Source organism: Pseudomonas sp. LB3P93, from assembly GCF_054898025.1.
Map to the genome: position 1 here is coordinate 3,165,471 of NZ_CM142713.1, position 21,984 is coordinate 3,187,454.

Consider the following 21,984-nt stretch of genomic DNA (forward strand, 5'->3'; position numbering starts at 1 on the left):
TCAGGCACTAATCGATAAAAAGCGTAAAAAATGCCTCATCATGATCGAATTAGTTGATATCAAATAACCTCGAAACATTCTCACCCAGCCTTCACTTCATCGTATAAGCCAATGACCTGTAAGCATTTCACTAGAACTCAACGGCAAATACGGACACCATAGCCCTCAACAGCCTCACACCCTGGAGTCAGCCCGCGTGCCGCAACACACCCCCGATCTTCCTCCCGAACTTCGTCCCCTGGCAGAGATGCCATTGCTCAAGCGCCTGGCCGCCCGGTTCTTTGGTCATGGCCTTACCCGACTGCGCGCGCAACACCGTGCGTCGTGGCTGCACGGGCAAGCCGACGGTTTTCGCAGTGGTCACAGCGCCGGGGTCGATTACGGCTATAAGGAAGGGAAAGCCGAGGGGCTGGAAGAAGGTCGGCAGGTTCTGTTGATCCGCGATTCGCGCTCAACCGAGCACCGGCCGCCTAACGTTGACGACAACTTGTTCGACGATTGGCGCCTGCCCTTGAGTGCCGAGCTGAAGAAACGCATGAAGGCCGATGTCGCCCGACTAATGCCTCCGCACGCCCAGCCAAGCGCCGCCCAGTGGAAGATGATTTTCAGCGACACGCCTTCGACGTCAGTGATTGCTGGGGCCGGTGCGGGCAAGTCGACGACTTTGGTACTGCGCATCTTGCTGCTGACCCATTACCTGGGGTTCGAGCTGAGTTCGATGACCGTGGTGACCTTCACCCGCGAGTCGCGCAAAGACTTCATTACCAAGCTGATCGAATTGTTTGCAGTGTGGGGCCGGGCGCTGAGCCTCAAAGAGGCGCGGGATCTGGTGCGAACCTTCCACTCGCGAATCCTGCCAATGATTCGCAGCTTGCCGGGCTTCGAGCGGCTGCAAGCGTTCGAAAACCTCAGTAATCGCGCGCAGAACGGCGATGAGGAGGTCGACAGCAATCCTTTCGACCTGCGCATCAACGACGCCCAGCGTCAGCAACTCAATGCCTGTTTTCACAGCCTGCACACCCGCGATGAGCGTTTTCGTGAGTTGATCAAGCCGTTGTCCCGTCACGCGTTGCAGCTCAAGGAGGTGGAGCGCGATCATCCTGACGTGCAGAAGCGCATGGCGGTGACCGAGTTGGCGGCAAAACGTGATGAAGAGCTTTGCGACACTGTTGAAGATCTGTGGTTTCGCGCCGGCGCCTGGCCGATCAAAGGCATCGAGCCCAATCGGCAGACCTTCGACATCAATGGTGCGACCTTCCATTGTCACGGCTACATCCCGACGCTGGATGCCTGGGTGGTGCTGGGATTTGACCCTCGGGAAAATCCGCAAGTCAGCCGCCCGAATGCCAAGTTATCCGTTCGAGCGGAATGGGCAGTGAAGCGCACCCTGTTTCAAGCTTTCTGCCGTAAGCCATTGATATGGCTGGATAGCTACGAATCATCAAAGCGCGTTTTGGCCTCCCTCGCGGGCGATGCCAGTGCCGGGCCTGGCTTCGATTACAAGGTCAAAGGGGAGCTGGGATCGGCGCCCTTGCTGGACTGTTTTGTGGTCGCCGCCGGGTTTATCGAAAATCTGGGCCTGGATGTGCCGAACGCCGTCGGCCAGATGAGCTTCGCCAAGGATGACCCGGACCGGTTTTTCTTCGAGGCCTTGAGTCTGTTCTGGCGCGCCCTGGAAGATCACTTGCTTGACCAAAAACCACCGGTAATGACCTACAACCGGATGTTTGCCCTGTTCAGCGAACATTCCCCGGAAAACTTGAAATTGCTGAGTGATGAGCTGCTGAGGCCGTTGTCTCATCTGATGATCGACGAATTTCAGGACGTATCGCCGCAGATTGTCTCCTGGGTCCGCGCCAGTCTGGCCGAGATCCGCAGTCGCGGCCCGGCGATGCACGTGGGGCGTGGCGCGCAACGGTCGTCCTTGCTTTGCGTCGGCGATGACTGGCAGTCGATTTATGGCTGGCGCGGCAGTTCGCCGACGTACTTCATGGAGTTCAACAAGGAATTCCCGTCGCCGAGCACGACGAAGGTGATGCTCAGCGACAACTACCGCAGTCATCAGCACATTATTGATGCTGCCGAGCATATCGTCCGCGCGGCGCCATCGATCGCAGGAAAGAAGGCCAAGGCCAGCGGTGAACCCAGGGCACTGTTGCCGGTGAACGTCATGGATCGGGACGATCAAGGCATGGCCCAACGCCTGATCCAGCATTACCGACAGGGCGATTCAATCTTGATGCTTTATCGAAAAAGCAGCGATAAGCTGTTGATAGAGAAGCATATTCAGTCAGTAGTTAATGTGGATTCTAGCTTGCCGTACGAAACACGCCGGATCAAACAACTGACGTATCACAGCGCCAAAGGCCTGCAAGCCGACGCGGTGTTTTTGCTCGGTGATTGTCAGCACCTGACCAGTTCTCCTTACAAGAACCAGGTCTATCGGATGGCGGGACTTGGCAAGTCGGGCGACAACGAGCCGTACGACAACGCACAGAAAGACGAAATCCTGCGACTGGCCTACGTCGGCATCACTCGGGCGGTGAGTCATTGCTACTGGTATGTAGAGGGCCAAGACACTCAGGCGGCGAACATGCCCAAGGCGTCTGACCGGATTGGCAAGGACAAGCCGTTCTTCGCTGATCACCGTCAGGGTCAGAAACTGGCGTGAACCCGAGCCCCACAAAAAAGCCCACATGATGTGGGCTTTTTATTGGGCGTTTGGCCTTCAGGCATAACTCTTGAGGGCCACGGGAGGAATGAAAGACTCAAGTTCGTCTTCCACGGCTTCGATAATTCGTTCAACGTCCGCGGCATTCATCACGGTAGCGCAAGGAATGCCCGCAATGGCGATCATGGTCTCGCCACTGGCGCGGTCAAACAGGCGGGCAATCATGCTGCCCGGCGCATCCATGCTCGCCTCGAATCCCATGGGGTGAAAATGCCAGCGCATCAGCTGGCAGGCGTTTGGAAACGTAACTTTGCTGAAAGACCCTTTATTCATGTGTTGCCCGCCTTCTTCATCGAGCGCTTCCTTTAGCTCATGTTAGGAGGGAAGAGCCTTCAATGGCTCAACCGGTGACTGCTTTTAAAAGTAGCATCCAGATGTGAAAACCATGTGATTTTTTTCAGTCCGTTTGGCGATTGCTTGCGTTTTTTTGATGTGGATCACGTGGCGGGCCTCGCTCGGCGTTGCGCCGATTCGGTCTGGTCATTGAAGCCGTGGCCGAACTTGGGCAAGCTCGGCTTTTTTTCGTCGAGTCCTTTATGCACGCCGATGATGATGGCCCCCTGCAAACCCAGGCCACGGGCGAGACGGTCATGCGTTACCACCTGTGCTGGAAACACCGGGATCTGGACGGTGTCATGGCGTTGTATCACCCGGACATTCAATACAACGATTTTTTCCAGAACCGGGTCATGGGCCTGGACGAACTGCGCGAGTACGTGCGCGGCAGCATGCCGCGTAACCCGGATGAAGCACTGGAGCATTCGGATCGCATACGCCTGGACGGCAATACAGCGTTCATTCAGTACCAGATGACGTTGCGCGGCGGCGAAGGGCTGGTGTCGTTCCGTTCCAGTGAGGCGATCACGGTGCGCGACGGGTTGATCTGGCGCGTCAACGAATACGCATCCCTGGTGCGCGAACAACCGCCAACAAGCACTGCCGCGAACTTGCGCCCAGCCGTCAGCCGCCTCGGACTTTCACCACGACAGCTGAGTTTCATGGCTGAAGACCTGCAACAGTACTTCCAGCGTCAGCAGCCTTATCTGGCCCCCGAACTCGACCTGCAGCGGGTGGCGAAGGAGTGCGGGTACAGCCGCAATCAGATTTCCTACCTGCTGAATCAGGTGTTGGGCCAGAGTTTCTATCGCTACGTGAATCAGGCGCGACTGCAGCATTTACTCGCGGCTCTGGACGCCGCCACGCCACCGTTGCGCATTGATGAACTGGCGTTTGCCGCTGGCTTCAATTCGTTATCGGCGTTCTACAGCTGTTTCCGCCAGCACACCGGGCTGTCGCCCAAGGCGTACGTCAAACAAATTTCTTTGCGTGCACGCGCGCAAGACAGTCCCTGAGCCCACGCACTAGGATCGACGCCAACGAAGTTTGAGTGGCGGAGTCTGGCATGTCGGCGTGGCGCACTATCAGTTTGTGGATGGATCAACTCGACGAGCCCCTGTTGCCGCGCCCGGCGCTGGAGCACGACCTGGACGTCGACGTGGCCATCATCGGCGCCGGCTACACCGGGCTCTGGACCGCGTATTACCTCAAGCGCCTGGCGCCAGGCCTGGATATCGCCATCATCGAAGCGCAAACCGCCGGTTTTGGCGCTTCGGGCCGTAACGGCGGCTGGCTGATGGGTAACTTGCTGGGCGAAGACCGTTTATTGGCCGGTTTGCCGGCGGACCAACGTCGCGAATCCTTCGATCTGCTGCACAGCATTCCTGATGAAGTAGAGATTGTCATCGAACGTGAGGGCATCGACTGCGATTACCGCAAAGGCGGTGTGCTGTATTGCGCCGCGCGCTATCCCGAGCAGGAAGCCAGTCTGCGGGGCTACCTCGACAAGCTTTACAGCCAAGGCCTGACCGAAAGCGATTATCGCTGGCTCAGCCCCGAGCAGCTGGCGCAACAGATCAGAGTTGCGAAGCCTTATGGCGGTATCTATGCACCGCACGTTGCGACCATCCACCCGGCAAAGTTGGTGCGAGGACTGGCCAGGACGGTGGAGCGCATGGGGGTCAACATCTATGAAAACAGCGCGGTCACGCAGTGGCAGTCGGGGAGTTTGCGTACTGCCAAGGCTCAGGTTCGCAGCCGCTGGATCGTGCCGGCGGTAGAGGGTTACTCGGTCACGCTGCCGCCACTCGGCCGCTATCAGTTACCGGTACAAAGCCTGATTGTGGCCACTGAACCACTGCCCGCCGCGACCTGGGATGAAATCGGCCTGAGCCGCGGTCAGGCGTTCAGCGAAAGCAGCCGGCAGGTCACCTACGGCCAGCGCACGGCGGACAACCGCCTGGTGTTCGGCGCCCGGGGCGGCTATCAGTTTGCCGGCAAGTTGCGCCATGACTTTGACCTGACCACTAGCGAAGTGGAGTTGCGGCGCTATCTGTTCAGCGAACTCTTCCCGCAACTCAAGAACGTGCGGATTACCCACGCGTGGGGCGGCAACCTGGGCATGTCCCGGCACTTCAAGCCGCACATGCTCTGCGATCAGGCCAGCGGCATTGCCTTGTCCGGCGGTTATGGCGGGGAAGGCGTGGGCGCCAGCAACCTGGGCGGCAGAACCCTGGCTGATCTGATTCTCGAACGTGATACCGAACTGGTTCGCCAGCCTTGGGTTATCCCCCAGGGCGGTCTCGACAGGCTCAGGGCCTGGGAGCCGGAGCCCTGCCGCTGGCTCGGTTACAACGCGATCATCCGCAGCTTCGTCCACGAAGACCAGACCCTGGCCAACCCGGCCACTGCTCCCTGGCGTCGCAAACTGGCGAGCAAGGTGGCGGGGTTCATGGAAGGCTTCATGCAGTAAACGGCGCGCTCTTCATCTATAGGCTCAATCGACAGGTACTCCCATGGGCATCACGCAATTCAAGAACACTGCAACATTGGAACTGGAGGAGTCGAACCCCGTCGCCGTGCCGCTGGGAACACCGGTGGCGGTGGCCTCGACCACCAGCGTCGAGCGCGACGATGGCGTCGAAACCGGCGTCTGGGAATGCACGCCCGGCCGCTGGCGTCGGCAGATCGTTGCGCAGGAATTCTGTCACTTCATCCAGGGGCGCTGCACCTTCACTCCGGACGACGGTGAAACCCTTTACATAGAAGCCGGCGATGCACTGATGTTGCCGGCCAATAGCCTCGGCATCTGGGACATCCAGGAAACCGTGCGCAAGACCTACGTTTTGATTTTTTGATTTTTGATCCTTTGATTGCCTGCCAATAAAAACAACCCCTACAGGAATCGACTCATGATCCGAAAGACACTGACCCTGGCACCCCTTGCGCTCGTCGCGTCCCTCAGCCACGCGGCCGAGACCGTCAAGATCTACAACTGGTCGGACTACATCGCCCCGGACACCACCAAAAACTTCCAGAAAGAAACCGGCATCGCCTTCAGCTACGACGTCTACGACAGCAACGAAACCCTGGATGGCAAGCTGATGACCGGCAAATCCGGGTACGACGTGGTGTTCCCGTCCAACCATTTCATGGCGCGGCAGATTCAGGGTGGGGCACTGAAGAAGCTCGACAAGACCCAGTTGCCGAACTGGAAAAATCTCAACCCGGTGTTGCTCACCGCGTTGCAGACCAACGACCCGGGCAACGAACACGGCTTCCCGTACCTGTGGGGCAGCACCGGTATCGGCTACAACATCGCCAAGGTCAAGGCCGTACTCGGTGACAACGCGCCAGTGGATTCCTGGGACCTGATCTTCAAGCCCGAGAACATGGCAAAACTGCAAAAGTGCGGCGTCGCCATCCTCGACAACGGCCCCGAACTGCTCCCGGCCGCGCTGAACTACCTGGGGCTGCCGCATCACAGCAAGAACCCGGAAGACTACAAAAAAGCCGAAGCGCTGCTGATGAAAGTCCGGCCGTACGTCAGCTATTTCCACTCATCCAAATACACCAGCGACCTGGCCAACGGTGATATCTGCGTGGCCGTCGGCTTCTCCGGCGATATCCTGCAAGCCGAGAACCGTGCCAAAGAAGCCAAGAACGGCGTCGACATCGGCTACGCCATTCCCAAGGAAGGCGCCGCGATCTGGTTCGACATGGTCGCCATGCCCGCTGACGCCCCCGACGAAAAGGCCGGCTACGCCTTCATGGACTACCTGCTGCGCCCAGACGTCATGGCCAGCATCAGCAACTACGTGCACTACGCCAACGGCAACCAACAGGCCGACAGCCTGATCGACCCGGCCATCAAGAACGACACCAAGGTTTATCCAAGCCCGGAAATGATGGGCAAGCTGTTCGCGCTGGAGGCGATGCCGCTAAACATAGACCGGATTCGGACGCGGGTGTGGAACAAGATTCGGACGGGGAGTTGAGGGCGCGGGTCTGGGGATTTTGGAGGGTGCTAACCCTAGTTACGTTGCAGGAGGCTGGCCGGAGTGACTGTGGCTAATAGCTGACAGCAATAAAAATAAATTTCTTATACCTGTCATTTTTGACAGGTTACATGGGGTTGGAATTACAGTTAACTAGCTGGGCGAGGAGGGGCGAGAGGTCGCCCTTCCGATATCAGGGAGATAGCTAATGTCCAGTAATGAACTGTTGCCTACTGAGCGGAAAAGTGACTTAAAAAGGGTCGCTACCGGAGTAATGAAGGGAACGCTGGAAAACCTTCGAACGGGCAAATCGTACGAATTTCTTGCAACATTCATCCACCGCGATGAGCAACAGGGGACATTGCGGTTTCATGGCTCAATGATCGATCCGGAAATACCTGAAAAATATGTAGGTGTGGGGCTGCAACTCAGTAGCAGCTCGGAGCCAAGCGGCACCTTTCTGGTGGGTGATCCAAGAATTTTGCATCTCAGCTACACGCGATACAGCGACGACGGTAGTGATGATTACTTCCGCGCTGAATCGGGCAAAGTCGTGCTCCAGAGAGGCGCGGACCGGAACGAAATTAACGGCCGGCTAGACTTCAAAACGGAATCTATTGACGGTAATCAATACGTCGCAGACGTGGTGTATGCCCTCAAAGGCTTCTCTTGAGCTTCATCGTCATTTACCGCTAAGTGGGGGGCATTTGGCTATCTGCATCCGGATCTACTCAGCGATAAAGCAGCGAGGTATCGGAAATGATTGGTGTCTGTTCGCGCTGGAGGCGATGCCGCTGAATATTGACAGGATTCGGACGCGGGTTTTGAACAAGATTCGGACGGGCAGTTGACAGCAAGATCCGCTTTGGCTGGCACCGTGGCGTCTGGCGTCTGACATTTCATCATGAGAGGCAGGTTGTTTATACCTGTAATTTCTGACAGGTTACAGTTTTCCGGTTTTCTTGCTAAATGCGAGCGTTATTGGCGTCGATTCCCGACGCCAGTGCCATCAGCGAGAATGACTATGTCTGACGAAGAGCAATTCGTTCATACAGCGGAAAACAAACGAAAAGGCACTATGGAGGGAAATGTTCGGAATCTCGTAAGCGGTACGGAATTCCAGTTCACGACCAAAGCGGTTTTCCTTGATCATCAGCACGGCACCCTGCGCATATACGGGATATTCAAGGATCCCGAGTCCCCGGGTAAAGACGTGGGCATTGCGGTTGCCTTTAATACAAAAAATGAAGACAGCGGTAAATATGAGTTCGATCACGCTGCGGTGAAGCTCCTTACCTACCTCAAATATGACTGCGGCAACCCCAGCACGTGGTATTGGCAAGCCGCAATTGGCACGATTCAGCTCAACAACGGCTATCCAGCGCTCGCGGCAAGCGGACGTCTTGTCTTCGAAACGAAATCTCTTGCGCAATCCCGATATGCAGTAAACGTCACCTTCGATATTTCATGATTAAGAAAAGTCTCTGTTCGTGGCGACCGGTTCATCGAGCCGGTCGGCGCGATGTCAATCCACTGGCACACATACTAATAAGTCCGAAAAAACGAGACGTCCTCGACAAAAAACAACTTACCCATATTTAATATTTAAATACGCAATTGTCAGACAATTAGTCCGAAACCCTAAACTTGAAACTATATTTCGACAGCGCAGGCATTGTTTCCGGGTACTTGCTGGAGTTGCACAATTTGACGTCAAAAAAAATGTAGACGTTTGATTTCGAATTGTGTCAGTTTTCTTTCGCCTTCATTGGGCGAGTGATAGGACGATCTCGCCAGAGATTGTCGCTATCAGACAAAAACTGTTCCATTGCTAAACAAGGAAGTGTGTTTATGTCGAAAGTTAAAAACAACGCTATTGATCTTGCCGAACAGGCCTTTTCGCCATTGCAAGCATTGGCTGCGCCCAGTTCCGCTTACAACCAGATCGACAGCTTCAGCCATCAGTATGACCGGGGTGGCAATCTCACGGTCAATGGCAAACCCTCCTTCTCCGTCGACGAGGCCGCGACCCAGCTGCTGCGCGACGGCGCTGCCTACCAAGACAAGGACGGCAGCGGCAAAATCGAACTGACCTACACGTTCCTGACCTCGGCGTCGTCGAGCACCATGAACAAGCACGGGATTACCGGCTTCAGTCAGTTCAGCGCACAACAGAAAGCCCAGGCCGTGCTCGCCATGCAATCCTGGGCCGATGTGGCCAAAGTCACTTTCACCGATAAGGCCACGGGCGGCGACGGTCACATGACCTTCGGCAACTACAGCGGCGGCCAGGACGGCGCGGCGGCATTCGCCTACCTGCCTGGCACCGGTGCTGGTTATGACGGTACTTCCTGGTACTTGACCAACAGCAGCTACACGCCTAACAAGACACCGGACCTGAACAATTACGGTCGTCAAACCCTGACTCACGAAATCGGTCACAGCCTGGGTCTGGCCCACCCTGGCGACTACAACGCCGGTGAGGGCGCGCCGACCTACAACGACGCGACCTACGCGGAAGACACCCGTGGTTACAGCCTCATGAGTTACTGGAGTGAAAGCAATACCGACCAGAACTTCAGCAAGGCCGGCGTCGAAGCTTATGCGTCCGGCCCGCTGCTGGACGATATTGCCGCCATCCAGAAGCTCTACGGTGCCAACACCACCACCCGCACCGGTGACACCACCTACGGTTTCAACTCCAACGCCGGTCGCGATTTCCTGAGCGCGTCTTCGTCGTCGGACAAGGTCGTGTTCTCGGTATGGGATGCGGGCGGCAAGGACACCCTGGACTTCTCCGGTTTTACCCAGAACCAGAAGATCAACCTCAATGAGACCTCGTTCTCCGACGTTGGCGGCCTGGTTGGCAACGTTTCCATTGCCAAGGGTGCAACCATCGAGAACGCGATTGGCGGTTCGGGTAACGACCTGTTGATTGGTAATGGTGTGTCCAACGAACTGAAGGGTGGTGCCGGCAACGACATCCTCTTCGGCGCGGGCGGTGCGGACAAACTGTGGGGCGGTGCTGGCTCGGACACCTTTGTGTTCGCGGCCAGCAGCGATTCCAAGCCGGGCGTGGCGGATCAGATCCTCGATTTTGTCAGCGGCCTGGACAAGATTGACCTGACCGGCATCACCAAAGGCGCGGGCCTGCACTTCGTGAGTTCGTTCACCGGTGCGGCAGGCGATGCAGTGTTGACCTCTTCGGGCGGTAACAGCCAGTTGTCGGTGGACTTCTCCGGGCACGGCGTGGCTGACTTCCTGGTCAGCACCGTTGGCCAGGCGGCGTTCTCGGACATCGCTGCGTGATGTAACGCGACAAGGAGGGTGGCGCCGATGCGCCGCCCTCTGTGCCAAAAGGCCACAAGCCGGAGTAAAACAAGTGACGGTTCACCAAGCTTTTACCCACCGAACAACCCCGTGGCTCCTGGCGACGTTGATGATTTTTTTTGGAGAGACAGTCATGGCAAGCAGCCTGAAATTAGCAGACCCCTCGGAACTGGCCGGCAAATGGCAAGCAACCTTGAGCGCCAAAGGCGACACACCAGAGTCTCAGGCGTTGCAGGACAAACCCTCCAATGTGTGCGTCATCGACTTTCAACAAACCCAAACACTGGGTGAGGGCGCCAGTTGCCTCAGCGCCTGGCTGAACGGCGTAACCGCTGTCGGTTGGTTCCCGGAACCGGACGGCATTGCGATCACCGGCAACGAAGGTTCGAAGATTCTGTTTCTCAGCCGCCAGCGTGATGGCTCTTATAAAGCCACATTGAAACCCTCTCGAGTCATAACACTTGTGCGCCAGAAGCCGTAATGAACAGGCTGCGGCTAAAAGAGTGACGATCATTATCGTTATAAGCACCAAACCAGAATAAAAGTTGTTATTGGTTTGTAAGCGCTAGTGCGCCAAACCTATATCCGTCTCTGCGCGGACAGTTAATGGAAACTTCGTCAGGCATGACGGGGAATAACACCTCAGGAAGAACCCATGAAGATGGCAAAGAGCCCGGCCACCGCACCGTTATTCAAGGCGCTGGGCGACTATAAAAGCATCCTGATCAGCGTCGGTTGTTTTACCGCGTTAATTAACGTGCTGATGCTGGTCCCGTCGATTTACATGCTCCAGGTCTACGACCGGGTGCTGTCTTCGCAAAACGAAACCACCCTGGCCATGTTGTCCCTGATGGTGGTCGGATTTTTCGCCTTCATCGGTTTGCTCGAGATCGTGCGCAGCTTCATCGTCATCCGCATCGGCAGCCAACTGGAGCGCCGCTTCAACCTGCGGGTGTACCAGGCCGCGTTCGAGCGCAACCTGCTCAAGGGCGAGGGCAACGCCGGGCAGTCCCTCGGGGACCTGACCCACATTCGCCAGTTCGTCACCGGTCCTGCGCTGTTCGCGTTCTTCGATGCGCCGTGGTTTCCGGTCTACCTCTTCGTGATTTACCTGTTCAATGTCTGGCTCGGCGTGTTCGCCACCGTCGGCGCATTGGTGCTGATCGGCCTCGCGTGCCTCAACGAGGCGATGACCAAAAAGCCCTTGGGCGAAGCCGCCGGGTTTTCCCAGAAGTCCAGCCAACTGGCCACCAGTCACCTGCACAACGCCGAAACCATTCAGGCGATGGGCATGCTCGGGGTGTTGCGCAAGCGCTGGTTCCAGGTGCATTCGCGTTTCCTCGGCCTGCAGAATCAGGCCAGCGACACCGGGGCTATTATCAGCTCCCTGAGCAAAACCCTGCGGCTGTGCCTGCAATCACTGGTCTTGGGCCTGGGTGCGTTGCTGGTGATCAAGGGTGACATGACCGCCGGGATGATGATCGCCGGTTCCATTCTGATGGGCCGCGTGCTGAGCCCCATCGATCAACTGATCGCGGTCTGGAAGCAGTGGAGCGGCGCCAAGCTTGCCTACCGTCGTCTTGATTCGCTGCTGCAAGCCTTTCCACCGAGTGACGAGGCCATGGCGCTGCCAGCGCCGAAAGGCCAGATCACCTTCGAACAAGTCAGCGCCGGTCCGCCGGGGCAGCGTGCGGCGACCCTGCACCTGGTCAATTTCAGCCTGGGTGCCGGCGAAGTGTTGGGCGTGCTCGGTGCCTCCGGCTCCGGCAAATCGACCTTGGCCCGGGTGCTGGTCGGTGTCTGGCCAACCCTCGGCGGCACGGTGCGGCTCGACGGCGCGGACATCCATCGCTGGAACCGCGACGACCTCGGTCCGTACATCGGTTACCTGCCGCAGGACATCGAATTGTTCAGCGGCAGCATCGCCGAAAACATCGCCCGCTTCCGCGAGGCAGATCCGCAAAAAGTCGTCGAAGCGGCGCAACAGGCGGGCGTCCATGAGCTGATCCTGCGCATGCCACAGGGCTACGACACGGTGCTCGGCGAGGACGGCAGCGGCTTGTCCGGCGGCCAGAAGCAACGGGTGGCATTGGCCCGCGCGCTGTATGGCAAGCCGAGTCTGGTGGTGCTGGATGAACCCAATTCCAACCTCGACACCGTGGGCGAAGCGGCACTGGCCAGCGCCATCGCGCACATGAAAGCCCAGGGCACCAGCGTGATTCTGGTGACCCATCGTTCCTCGGCGCTGGCCCAGGCCGACAAATTGCTGGTGCTCAACGACGGTCGTTTGCAGGCGTTCGGCCCAAGCCAGGAAGTGCTCAAGGCACTTGCCGGTAACCCGTCAGGCGCTCAGGAACAGCAACGTGAAAGAACCCCGCAAGCACCGGGCGGGCTCAGCATGAGTCGTCAGTATCAGCCCACGACAAGGAATTCGGGTGTATGAGCAGCGCTCGCATGAACACTGAAAACGAAGCGACGATGGAACACGACTACATCGCCGAACGACCGGAGCGTGATGCGCGTTTCTTCTCCCGCATGGGCTGGATTCTGGCGATTGTCGGCGCGGGCAGTTTCTTCACCTGGGCCAGTCTCGCGCCGCTCGACCAAGGCATTCCAGTGCAAGGCACTGTCGTGGTCTCGGGCAAGCGCAAGGCCGTGCAATCGATGAGCAACGGCGTGGTCAGCCGGATTCTGGTGCGCGAGGGCCAAGTGGTGAAGCAGGGCCAGCCGCTGTTCCAGCTCGACCAGACCCAGGTCGCGGCCGACGTGCAATCGCTGCAAGCGCAATACCGCATGGCCTGGGCCAGCCTGGCGCGTTGGCAGAGCGAACGGGACAACCTCAAGCAGGTGAATTTCCCCGCTGAACTGAGCAACGATCCTGACCCACGCCTGGCCCTGGTGCTTGAAGGCCAGCGGCAATTGTTCAGCAGCCGCCGCGAAGCGTTTTCCCGCGAGCAGGCTGGCTTGCGCGCCAGCATCGAAGGCGCCGGTGCGCAATTGGCAGGCATGCGGCGCGCGCGTACGGACCTGACGGCTCAGGCCAGTTCGCTGCAACAACAACTGAGTAATCTCCAGCCCTTGGCGGACAACGGCTACATCCCGCGCAACCGCTTGATGGAATACCAGCGGCAACTGTCGCAGGTGCAGCAGCAATTGGCGGAAAACAGCGGTGAAAGCGGCCGGGTCGAACAGGGCATCCTCGAGTCGCGCCTGAAGTTGCAACAGCACATTGAGGAATATCAGAAAGAAGTCCGCACGCAACTGGCCGACGCGCAACTCAAAAGCGTGACGCTGGAAGAGCAATTGACCTCCGCTGGGTTCGATCTGCAACACAGCGAAATCATCGCCACCGCCGACGGTATTGCGGTCAACCTTGGGGTTCATACCGAAGGGGCGGTGGTCCGCCAGGGCGAAACCTTACTGGAGATCGTGCCGCAAGGCACTCGCCTGGAAGTGGAAGGGCACCTGCCGATCAACCTGATCGACAAGGTCGGCACCCACTTGCCGGTGGACATTCTGTTCACGGCGTTCAACCAGAGCCGGACACCCCGGGTGCCGGGCGAAGTCAGCCTGATCTCCGCCGACCAGATGATCGACGAGAAAACCGGCGCGCCGTACTACGTGCTGCGCAGCAGCGTCAGCGATCAGGCCATGGAAAAACTCAACGGTCTGGTGATCAAGCCCGGCATGCCGGCGGAAATGTTCGTGCGTACCGGTGAACGTTCACTCCTCAACTATTTGTTCAAACCGCTGCTCGACCGGGCAGGCTCCGCGTTGACCGAGGAATAAGGATGTTCGGTTGTATGAATAAGCTTTCAATGCTCGCCGCCACCCTGGCGTTGCTGACGTGCAACGGTGTGATGGCCGCCATGGGGCCGTTCGATATCTACGAGCAAGCGTTGCGCAATGATCCGGTGTTCCTGGGGGCGATGAAGGAGCGGGATGCCGGTCTGGAAAACCGCATCATTGGCCGGTCCGGGCTGTTGCCGAGGATCGGTTACACCTACAACAAGGGGCGGAACACCTCCAAGGTGACCCAACTCAATGAAGGACGGCCGGACTTCACCGAGGACCGCAATTACAGCAGCTACGGCTCGAACCTGACCTTGCAGCAGCCGTTGCTCGATTACGAAGCCTACGCGGCGTATCGCAAAGGCGTGGCGCAATCGTTGTTTGCCGACGAAGCCTTTCGCGGCAAGAGCCAGGAGTTGCTGGTCCGCGTGCTGGAAAACTACACCAATGCGTTGTTCGCCCAGGATCAGATCGACATCGCGCTGGCCAAGAAGAAAGCCTTCGAACAGCAGTTCCGGCAGAACGAGCAGATGTTCCGCCAGGGCGAGGGCACGCGTACCGATATTCTCGAGGCCGAGTCCCGTTACGAACTGGCGACCGCCGAGGAAATCGAGGCACGCAACGAGCAGGACGCGTCTTTGCGCGAACTGGGCGCGCTGATTGGCGTGCCGGCCGTCGACATCACGGACCTGGCGCCGCTGGACCAGAACTTCCAGACCTTCAGCCTGCAGCCAGCCAACTACGACACCTGGCACGAGATGGCCGTGGCCAACAACCCGAACCTGGCTTCCCAGCGTCAGGCGGTGGACGTCGCGCGGTATGAAGTCGAACGTAACCGCGCCGGGCACTTCCCGAAAGTCAGTGCCTACGCGTCGGTGCGCCAGAACGAATCGGAAAGCGGCAACACCTACAACCAGCGTTACGACACCAACACCATCGGCATTGAAGTCAGCGTGCCGTTGTACGCGGGTGGTGGGGTGTCGGCGTCGACCCGTCAGGCCAGCCGGACCATGGAGCAGGCCGAGTACGAACTGGATGGCAAGACCCGGGAAACCCTGATCGAACTGCGGCGGCAATTCAGTGCCTGCCTGTCGGGTGTGAACAAGCTACGGGCCTATCAGAAAGCCCTGAAGTCCGCCGAAGCGTTGGTGGTCTCGACCAAACAAAGCATCCTGGGTGGCGAGCGGGTGAACCTGGATGCGTTGAATGCCGAACAACAACTATTTACCACCCGCCGGGATTTGGCGCAGGCAAGGTATGACTACCTGATGGCCTGGACCAAGTTGCATTACTACGCCGGGACCTTGACCGAGCAGGATCTGGCCAAGGTTGACGAGGCTTTCGGCCAAGGCCCAAGGACCCAGTGATTTCCTGAAGAAACACCCCTGTGGCGAGGGAGCTTGTCGGAACGCCGCATCGTCCCGTTCGGTTGCGCAGCAACCGCCGTCAAGGGCCGCTTCGCAGCCCAGCGGGAGCAAGCTCCCTCGCCACAGGAACAGCGACAAACTAAAGCAGGCAGCAACAAACCAGAATTCTAAAAACGCCAAAAAAGCGAGAAGTGATAAACATGGATGTACAGATCAAGCCGATGTCGGTCGGCACGTTGTTGCTCTGGATTTCAGTAGCGCCAGGCTCGGCCCAGGCGCTTTATCAGGAAACCGGCACCCTGGGTGATGCCGGCAGTTGGCGTACCGCAGAATTCCAGCGTGACTGGGGATTGGCCCGCATGCAGGCCCACCAAGCCTACGCCGCCGGCATCACCGGCAAAGGCGTGAAGGTCGGCGAGCTCGATTCAGGTTTCGATGCGTCCCATCCCGAATTCGCCACCGACCGTTACCACGGGGTGCCGGCCAACGGCAGTTACGTCGACGGTTCACTGTTCAATGTCGACGGCACACTCAACGCCAACAACGACTCCCACGGCACCCACGTCGCCGGCACTATCGGCGCCTCCCGCGATGGCACCGGCATGCACGGCGTGGCGTACAACGCGCAGGTCTATGTCGGCAACACCAACAAGAACGACAGTTTTCTGTTCGGCCCCAATCCCGATCCGCGCTACTTCAAAGCGGTCTATAACGCCTTGGCCGACGCTGGCGTGCGGGCGATCAATAACAGTTGGGGCAGCCAGCCACCGGACGTCAGCTATCGCACCCTCGGCGATCTGCACGCCGCTTACGCTCAGCACTGGAACAAAGGCACCTGGCTCGATGAGGCGGCGGGCGTTTCCCGACGCGGCGTGATCAACGTGTTCAGCGCCGGCAACAGCGGTTACCCGAATGCCAGCGTGCGTTCGGCCTTGCCATATTTCCAGCCGGACCTGGAAGGCCACTGGCTGGCGGTGTCGGGGCTGGATCAGAGCAACCAGCAGAAGTACAACCAGTGCGGGATCGCCAAGTATTGGTGCATCACCACCCCCGGCGCGAAGATCGACAGCACCATTCCCGACGGCGGTTATGCGATCAAGTCCGGCACCTCCATGTCCGCGCCCCATGCTACCGGCGCCTTGGCGCTGGTGATGGAACGCTATCCGTACATGACCAACCAGCAGGCACTTGAAACCCTGTTGACCACCGCCACCCAACTCGACGGTTCAATCACCCAGGCACCGAACAACCGCGTTGGCTGGGGCGTGGCCAACCTTGAACGAGCGATGCGCGGGCCCGGGCAATTGCTCGGGCGCTTCGACGCCAATCTGGGGGCAGGGCAGAGCGATGTCTGGAGCAACGACATCTCGGACAACGCGCTGATCCAGCGCCAAAGCGAAGACACGGCTGAACGCAGTGCTTGGCAACAGACGTTGCGGACCAAAGGTTGGGAGAACGGCGTGCCGGCCGGTGCCAGCCAGCAGGATCAGACGGATTACGCCGTCGGCATGGCTCGGGATTCAGCCGCCGCCAGCCGGGTCTACGAAGGCAGTTTGATCAAGTCCGGTGCCGGACGGTTGATGCTGACCGGCGTTAATACCTGGCGCGGGTCGACCACGGTGAATGGCGGTCTGCTGTCGGTCAACGGTTCGTTGGCATCCAGTGTGATCGTCAATGACAGCGGCACGCTGGGTGGGTCGGGACGAATCGGCGCACTGACGGCCAACCGTGGCTCGACTGTCGCGCCCGGCAATTCCATTGGCACCTTGCAGGTCAGCGGCGACGTCACGTTTGCGCCCGGATCGACCTACGCGGTGGAGCTGTCGCCGACTGACAGTGACCGGATCATCGCGGGGGGCACGGCCACGGTTAGCGGCGCGACGGTCAGTCTGTCACTGGAAAACAGCCCGACCTTGCTCAGCACTCAACAGGTTCAAAGCCTGCTCGGTCATCAATACAACATCCTGCAAGCGGCCGGCGGTATCCAAGGTCAGTTCGGCGCGGTGCTGCCCAATTATCTGTTCATTGGTGGCAGCCTCGATTACGCCGCCACCGGTATTCAGCTGAATGTGGAACGCAACGACACGACCTTCGCCAGCGTCGGCCAGACGCCGAACCAACGCGCCGTCGCCTCCGCCGTAGAAGGGCTTGGGGCGGGTAATGCGATTTACGAAAGTTTGTTGCTGTCGCCCACCGCGACGTCCGCACAGCAAGCGTTCCAGCAGTTGTCGGGGGAAATTTATCCGGCATTGGGCTCGGTGCTGATCAACGACAGTCGTTACCTGCGTGACGCGGTCGGTGAGCGACTGGTTGACGCCAGAGGCGCTCAAAGCAACGGCTGGATCAAGGCGCTGGGTGCCTGGGGCAAGACCGATGATCGCCACGACACCGCTGGTTACACCACCTCGATTGGCGGCTTGCTCGCCGGTGTCGATGGCGCGATCGACGAGCAAACCCGGATCGGCCTGGTCACCGGCTACAGCGACAGCTCGGTGAGCATGGGCTCGGGCACGCATTCATCGGCCAAGGTCGACAGTTATCACTTGGGCGCTTATGCCGGCCGCGAATTGGGCGCCTGGCGCCTGAGTGCCGGCGGCGCTTACAGCTGGCACCGCGCCGACGTTAAACGTGACCTGCAATACGGTGACGTCAGCGCCAAGCAAAAGGCCAAGGTCGATGCCGGCACCACCCAGGTTTTCGGTGAGGCGGCGTATCGCCTGAACCTGCAACCGCTGGCGCTCGAACCCTTCGCCAACCTGGCCTACGTACACCTCGACACCGAAGGTTTCACTGAGAAAGGTGATGCCGCCGCACTGAAAAGCAGCGGCGACACCCGTGACGCGGTGCTCAGCACATTGGGCGTGCGCGCGTTGAAAACCGTGAACCTGTCCGGCCAGCAGCAGCTTGAGCTGGGAGGGAGCCTCGGCTGGCAGCACAACCTGAGCAATATCGATTCCGAACAACACTTGGCATTTGCCAGTGGCAGCACGGCGTTCGCGGTAGAAAGTTCGCCCATGGTGCGCGATGCGGCGCTGGTCGGCGCCCATGCCAGCCTGGCCCTGAGCCGGGACATTCGCTTGAACCTTGATTACACCGGCCAACTGGCCAGCCGCGAGAAGAGCCATGGAGTAGGGCTCAGCCTCAATTGGCAGTTTTAACAACACGAACAACAAACGTGGCAAACATTAAATGTGGCGAGGGAGCTTGCTCCCGCTGGGTGGCGAAGCCGCCCCAAAACTAGCAACGGTGATTCTTCAGGCATAACGCACCAGCCGATTTACGACTGCTGCGCAGCCGAACGGGAGCAAGCTCCCTCGCCACAGGGATTTTGGCAAGACAACTAAGGATGGTCGCTGGATGGAAGTTAAAAACAACAACTCATTTGCCTTGAAAACCCTCAATCGCGCCTTGCTCTGCGCATTAGCCTCAATAGGCTCCGCACAAGCGGCGCCCTACGTGGAAAACGGTAGAGCAGGCGATCCCAACAGTTGGCGCAGCGCTGAATTCAATGCGGACTGGGGCCTTGGCGCCATTAACGCTCAGGATGCCTACGCTGCCGGTTACAGCGGCAAAGGCGTGAAGCTGGGGATCTTCGATCAACCGGTTTACGCCCCGCATCCGGAGTTTTCCGGTGCCAACAAAGTGGTCACCCTGGTCACCAGCGGCATTCGCGAATACACCGACCCCTACATCCCGGTCAAAGCCGGCGATGCGTTTGTGTATGACGGTTCGCCCACGGTCGGCTACGACGGCAAGCTCGGCTCCCACGGCACTCACGTCGGCGGGATTGCCGCAGGCAGCCGCGACGGCAACCCGATGCACGGCGTGGCGTACAACGCGCAAATCATCAGCGCCGACAACGGCGACCCCGGTCCTGAAGACGGCATCATCCTCGGTAACGATGGCGCGGTGTACAAGGCCGGTTGGGATGCGTTGATCGCCAGCGGTGCACGGATCATCAACAACAGTTGGGGCATCGGCATCACCGATCGTTTTGACCTGGGCGGCCGCGACCCGGCGTACCCGCATTTCACCGTGCAGGACGCGCGACTGCAGTTCAATGAGATCCAGCCGATCCTCGGCACGCGCCAGGGCGGCGCCTATGACGGTGCAATCGCGGCGGCTCGCAGCGGCATCGTGACGATCTTCGCCGCCGGCAACGACTACAACCTCAATAACCCGGACGCCATCGCCGGCCTGGGCTATTTCGTCCCGGAAATCGCGCCGAACTGGATGACCGTTGCGGCATTGCAGAAGAACCCGGACCTCAACAGCCCGGACCTCTACAACATCAGCACTTTCTCGTCGCGCTGCGGCTACACCGCGAGTTTCTGCGTGTCGGCACCGGGCAGCAAGATCTTCAGCGCCGTCATCGGCGGCACCAATGCCGATAACATGACCATCGGCTACGCCAACAAAAACGGCACCTCGATGGCGGCGCCGCACGTCGCAGGCGCGGTGGCGGTGCTGATGGAACGCTTCCCTTATATGACTGGTGCCCAGGTCGCCAGCGTGTTGCGCACCACGGCCACCGACATGGGCGCACCGGGTGTCGACGCGCTGTACGGCTGGGGCATGATCAACCTGCGCAAAGGCATCGATGGCCCGGGAATGTTGGTCACCGAACAGGACATTCCTGAGGAATTCCGCATTCAGGGAGCCTACGGTTCCAGCCAGTTTGTGGCGGACTTGCCGGGCATCGGCGCGATTATCGACGCGGGCAAACCGACCGAACGCGTGTGCAACGACGTGCATTGCGGTCTGGACGTCTGGCGCAACGACATTTCCGGCCATGGCGGCCTGACCAAGCAAGGCATCGGCACGTTGGTGCTGACCGGCGCCAACACCTACGCCGGTCCGACCCTGGTCAATCAGGGCCGACTGGCCATCAACGGCTCGCTGCTCTCGGCGGTTACCGTCAACGACAGCGGGATCCTCGGTGGTAACGGCCGCATCGGCGCATTGACCGCGAAAAGCGGCGGCACCGTGGCACCCGGCAATTCCATCGGCACCTTGCAGGTGGCGGGCGACGTGACTTTCGAGCCTGGCTCGACCTACGCTGTGGAATTATCGCCAACCAGCAGCGACCAGATCATCGCCGGCGGCAAAGCCGTGATTGATGGCGCTACCGTCAGCCTGTCCCTGGAAAACAGCCCGACCTTGCTGTCCACCAGCGAAGTGCAATCGTTGCTCGGCAATCAGTACAACATTCTGCAAGCGGCCGGCGGGATCGAAGGGCGGTTTGGCGCAGTCCTGCCGAACTACCTGTTCATCGGCGGCGCGCTCGACTACTCGGCCACTGGCATCCAGTTGGCGGTAGAACGCAACGCAGCGTCCTTCGCCAGCGTCGGCCAAACCCCGAATCAACGCGCTGTCGCCGCCGCCGCCGAGCAACTGGGCGCCGGCAATCCGCTCTATGAAACCCTGCTGCTGTCGCCGACGGCCGCCGTCGCGCAACAAGCGTTCCAGCAACTGTCCGGTGAGATTCACCCGGCGATCGGCACGTTGCTGATCAACGACAGCCGTTACCTGCGCGATGCCGTTGGCGAACGCCTGCGTGAGCGTGATCTGTTCGATGCCGCAGCACCGACCGATGACCGCAGCAACGCCTGGGTCAAAGTCCTCGGCGCCTGGGGCAAGAGCGATGGCGGGCATGACAACGCCGGTTCCAACAGCTCCATCGGCGGCTTGCTGGCCGGTGTCGACGGTCTGATTGCTGAAGATACTCGGCTGGGTTTCGTTACCGGATATAGCGACAGTTCATTGAGCATGGGCGATGGCACGCATTCATCGGCCTCTGTCGACAGCTACCACTTGGGCGCCTACCTGGGCCATGAAATCGATGCACTGCGTTTGAGCGTCGGCGGCGGGTACAGCTGGCATCGCATCGATGTGAAACGCGACCTGCAATTCGGCGACGTCAGCGGCAAACAGAAATCCAAACGCGACGCGACAACCACCCAACTGTTTACCGAAGCCGCGTATCGCCTGGACCTGCAACCGCTGGCACTGGAACCGTTCGCCAATCTGGCTTACGTGCACCTCAACAGCGACAGCTTCACCGAGAAGGGTGATGCCGCCGCGCTCAAGGGTGGCGAAGACAACCGTGACGCCGTGCTCTCGACCCTCGGTGTGCGGGCAAGCAAAGCCATTGCGCTGTCGGACAAACAGCAGCTGGAACTGTCCGGCACGCTGGGCTGGCAGCACAACCTGAGCAACACCCGTTCCGAAGATCATCTGGCCTTCGTGAACGGCAATACCGGGTTCAGCGTGCAGAGCGTGTCTCTGGATCGAAACGCCGCCGTCATTGGTGCGCGCGCCGGTCTGGCGGTGGCCAAGGATGTACGTGTGAGCCTGGATTACAACGGACTGCTGGGCTCCAACGAGAAAGACCACGGTGTAGGTCTGACACTCGACTGGCAGTTCTGAT

The 21,984-nt window shown here is 59.3% G+C and carries 15 protein-coding genes; 14 read left to right on the forward strand and 1 reads right to left on the reverse strand.

Translation table 11 applies throughout. The annotated features are described in order from the left end of the window. Positions 1-196 precede the first annotated feature (196 nt). On the forward strand, positions 197-2,671 hold the full coding sequence (locus ACYZT8_RS14380; RefSeq protein WP_461982110.1) for a UvrD-helicase domain-containing protein: 2,475 nt from the start codon (positions 197-199) through the stop codon (positions 2,669-2,671). A 57-nt stretch (positions 2,672-2,728) separates the two neighbouring features. On the opposite strand, the gene ACYZT8_RS14385 is transcribed toward ACYZT8_RS14380, so the two are convergent. Then, a complete protein-coding gene (locus ACYZT8_RS14385; protein ID WP_109631085.1) occupies positions 2,729-3,004 on the reverse strand; it encodes a DUF1652 domain-containing protein in 276 nt (91 codons plus the stop codon). Positions 3,005-3,267: 263 nt separating this feature from the next. Between ACYZT8_RS14385 and ACYZT8_RS14390 the strand changes: the two genes are divergently transcribed. The 13 genes from ACYZT8_RS14390 (at position 3,268) to ACYZT8_RS14450 (ending at position 21,983) form a co-directional block, all read left to right on the forward strand. Next, the gene (locus ACYZT8_RS14390; RefSeq protein WP_461982113.1) at positions 3,268-4,083 is read left to right on the forward strand and encodes a helix-turn-helix domain-containing protein; all 816 of its coding nucleotides are present in this window, start codon (positions 3,268-3,270) and stop codon (positions 4,081-4,083) included. A gap of 50 nt (positions 4,084-4,133) precedes the next feature. Continuing rightward, positions 4,134-5,540 carry an NAD(P)/FAD-dependent oxidoreductase gene (locus ACYZT8_RS14395; protein ID WP_461982115.1) on the forward strand — a complete coding sequence of 469 codons (1,407 nt, stop codon included), beginning with the start codon at positions 4,134-4,136 and terminating at the stop codon, positions 5,538-5,540. 43 nt (positions 5,541-5,583) lie between these two features. Beyond that, entirely contained in the window at positions 5,584-5,925 is a 342-nt protein-coding gene (locus ACYZT8_RS14400; protein ID WP_077747853.1) for a cupin domain-containing protein, read from the forward strand. Between the two features lie 54 nt (positions 5,926-5,979). Continuing rightward, a complete protein-coding gene (locus ACYZT8_RS14405; RefSeq protein ID WP_461982117.1) occupies positions 5,980-7,065 on the forward strand; it encodes a polyamine ABC transporter substrate-binding protein in 1,086 nt (361 codons plus the stop codon). A gap of 208 nt (positions 7,066-7,273) precedes the next feature. Further along, complete coding sequence (locus tag ACYZT8_RS14410; protein WP_461982119.1) at positions 7,274-7,738, forward strand: hypothetical protein; 465 nt, start codon at positions 7,274-7,276, stop codon at positions 7,736-7,738. Between the two features lie 351 nt (positions 7,739-8,089). Then, positions 8,090-8,536 (forward strand): hypothetical protein, encoded by a 447-nt coding sequence (locus tag ACYZT8_RS14415; protein ID WP_461982121.1) that lies wholly within the window; start codon positions 8,090-8,092, stop codon positions 8,534-8,536. Between the two features lie 380 nt (positions 8,537-8,916). Continuing rightward, positions 8,917-10,374, forward strand: a complete 1,458-nt coding sequence (locus ACYZT8_RS14420) for a serralysin family metalloprotease (RefSeq protein ID WP_461982123.1) — start codon at positions 8,917-8,919, stop codon at positions 10,372-10,374. 130 nt (positions 10,375-10,504) lie between these two features. Then, on the forward strand, positions 10,505-10,876 hold the full coding sequence (locus ACYZT8_RS14425) for an AprI/Inh family metalloprotease inhibitor (protein ID WP_461982470.1): 372 nt from the start codon (positions 10,505-10,507) through the stop codon (positions 10,874-10,876). A 174-nt stretch (positions 10,877-11,050) separates the two neighbouring features. Continuing rightward, the gene (locus ACYZT8_RS14430) at positions 11,051-12,838 is read left to right on the forward strand and encodes a type I secretion system permease/ATPase (RefSeq protein WP_461982125.1); all 1,788 of its coding nucleotides are present in this window, start codon (positions 11,051-11,053) and stop codon (positions 12,836-12,838) included. Then, positions 12,835-14,184, forward strand: a complete 1,350-nt coding sequence (locus tag ACYZT8_RS14435) for an HlyD family type I secretion periplasmic adaptor subunit (RefSeq protein WP_461982127.1) — start codon at positions 12,835-12,837, stop codon at positions 14,182-14,184. The genes ACYZT8_RS14430 and ACYZT8_RS14435 overlap by 4 nt, the downstream gene beginning before the upstream one ends. Positions 14,185-14,186: 2 nt before the next feature. Beyond that, entirely contained in the window at positions 14,187-15,554 is a 1,368-nt protein-coding gene (locus ACYZT8_RS14440) for a TolC family outer membrane protein (protein ID WP_461982129.1), read from the forward strand. 200 nt (positions 15,555-15,754) lie between these two features. After that, positions 15,755-18,712, forward strand: coding sequence for an autotransporter serine peptidase EprS (eprS, locus tag ACYZT8_RS14445; protein WP_461982131.1), 2,958 nt, complete (start codon positions 15,755-15,757; stop codon positions 18,710-18,712). 199 nt (positions 18,713-18,911) lie between these two features. Continuing rightward, positions 18,912-21,983, forward strand: coding sequence for an autotransporter domain-containing protein (locus ACYZT8_RS14450; protein ID WP_461982133.1), 3,072 nt, complete (start codon positions 18,912-18,914; stop codon positions 21,981-21,983). Position 21,984 lies beyond the last annotated feature (1 nt).

What these genes read in the sequence shown, in the direction of transcription:
- ACYZT8_RS14420 (WP_461982123.1), top strand. Translation starts at nt 8,917, where the DNA reads ATGTCGAAAGTTAAAAACAACGCTATTGATCTTGCCGAACAGGCCTTT.
- ACYZT8_RS14450 (WP_461982133.1), top strand. Translation starts at nt 18,912, where the DNA reads ATGGAAGTTAAAAACAACAACTCATTTGCCTTGAAAACCCTCAATCGC.
- ACYZT8_RS14385 (WP_109631085.1), bottom strand. Translation starts at nt 3,004, where the DNA reads ATGAATAAAGGGTCTTTCAGCAAAGTTACGTTTCCAAACGCCTGCCAG.
- ACYZT8_RS14405 (WP_461982117.1), top strand. Translation starts at nt 5,980, where the DNA reads ATGATCCGAAAGACACTGACCCTGGCACCCCTTGCGCTCGTCGCGTCC.
- ACYZT8_RS14430 (WP_461982125.1), top strand. Translation starts at nt 11,051, where the DNA reads ATGAAGATGGCAAAGAGCCCGGCCACCGCACCGTTATTCAAGGCGCTG.
- eprS (WP_461982131.1), top strand. Translation starts at nt 15,755, where the DNA reads ATGGATGTACAGATCAAGCCGATGTCGGTCGGCACGTTGTTGCTCTGG.
- ACYZT8_RS14390 (WP_461982113.1), top strand. Translation starts at nt 3,268, where the DNA reads ATGCACGCCGATGATGATGGCCCCCTGCAAACCCAGGCCACGGGCGAG.
- ACYZT8_RS14410 (WP_461982119.1), top strand. Translation starts at nt 7,274, where the DNA reads ATGTCCAGTAATGAACTGTTGCCTACTGAGCGGAAAAGTGACTTAAAA.
- ACYZT8_RS14395 (WP_461982115.1), top strand. Translation starts at nt 4,134, where the DNA reads ATGTCGGCGTGGCGCACTATCAGTTTGTGGATGGATCAACTCGACGAG.
- ACYZT8_RS14415 (WP_461982121.1), top strand. Translation starts at nt 8,090, where the DNA reads ATGTCTGACGAAGAGCAATTCGTTCATACAGCGGAAAACAAACGAAAA.
- ACYZT8_RS14440 (WP_461982129.1), top strand. Translation starts at nt 14,187, where the DNA reads ATGTTCGGTTGTATGAATAAGCTTTCAATGCTCGCCGCCACCCTGGCG.
- ACYZT8_RS14425 (WP_461982470.1), top strand. Translation starts at nt 10,505, where the DNA reads ATGATTTTTTTTGGAGAGACAGTCATGGCAAGCAGCCTGAAATTAGCA.
- ACYZT8_RS14400 (WP_077747853.1), top strand. Translation starts at nt 5,584, where the DNA reads ATGGGCATCACGCAATTCAAGAACACTGCAACATTGGAACTGGAGGAG.
- ACYZT8_RS14435 (WP_461982127.1), top strand. Translation starts at nt 12,835, where the DNA reads ATGAGCAGCGCTCGCATGAACACTGAAAACGAAGCGACGATGGAACAC.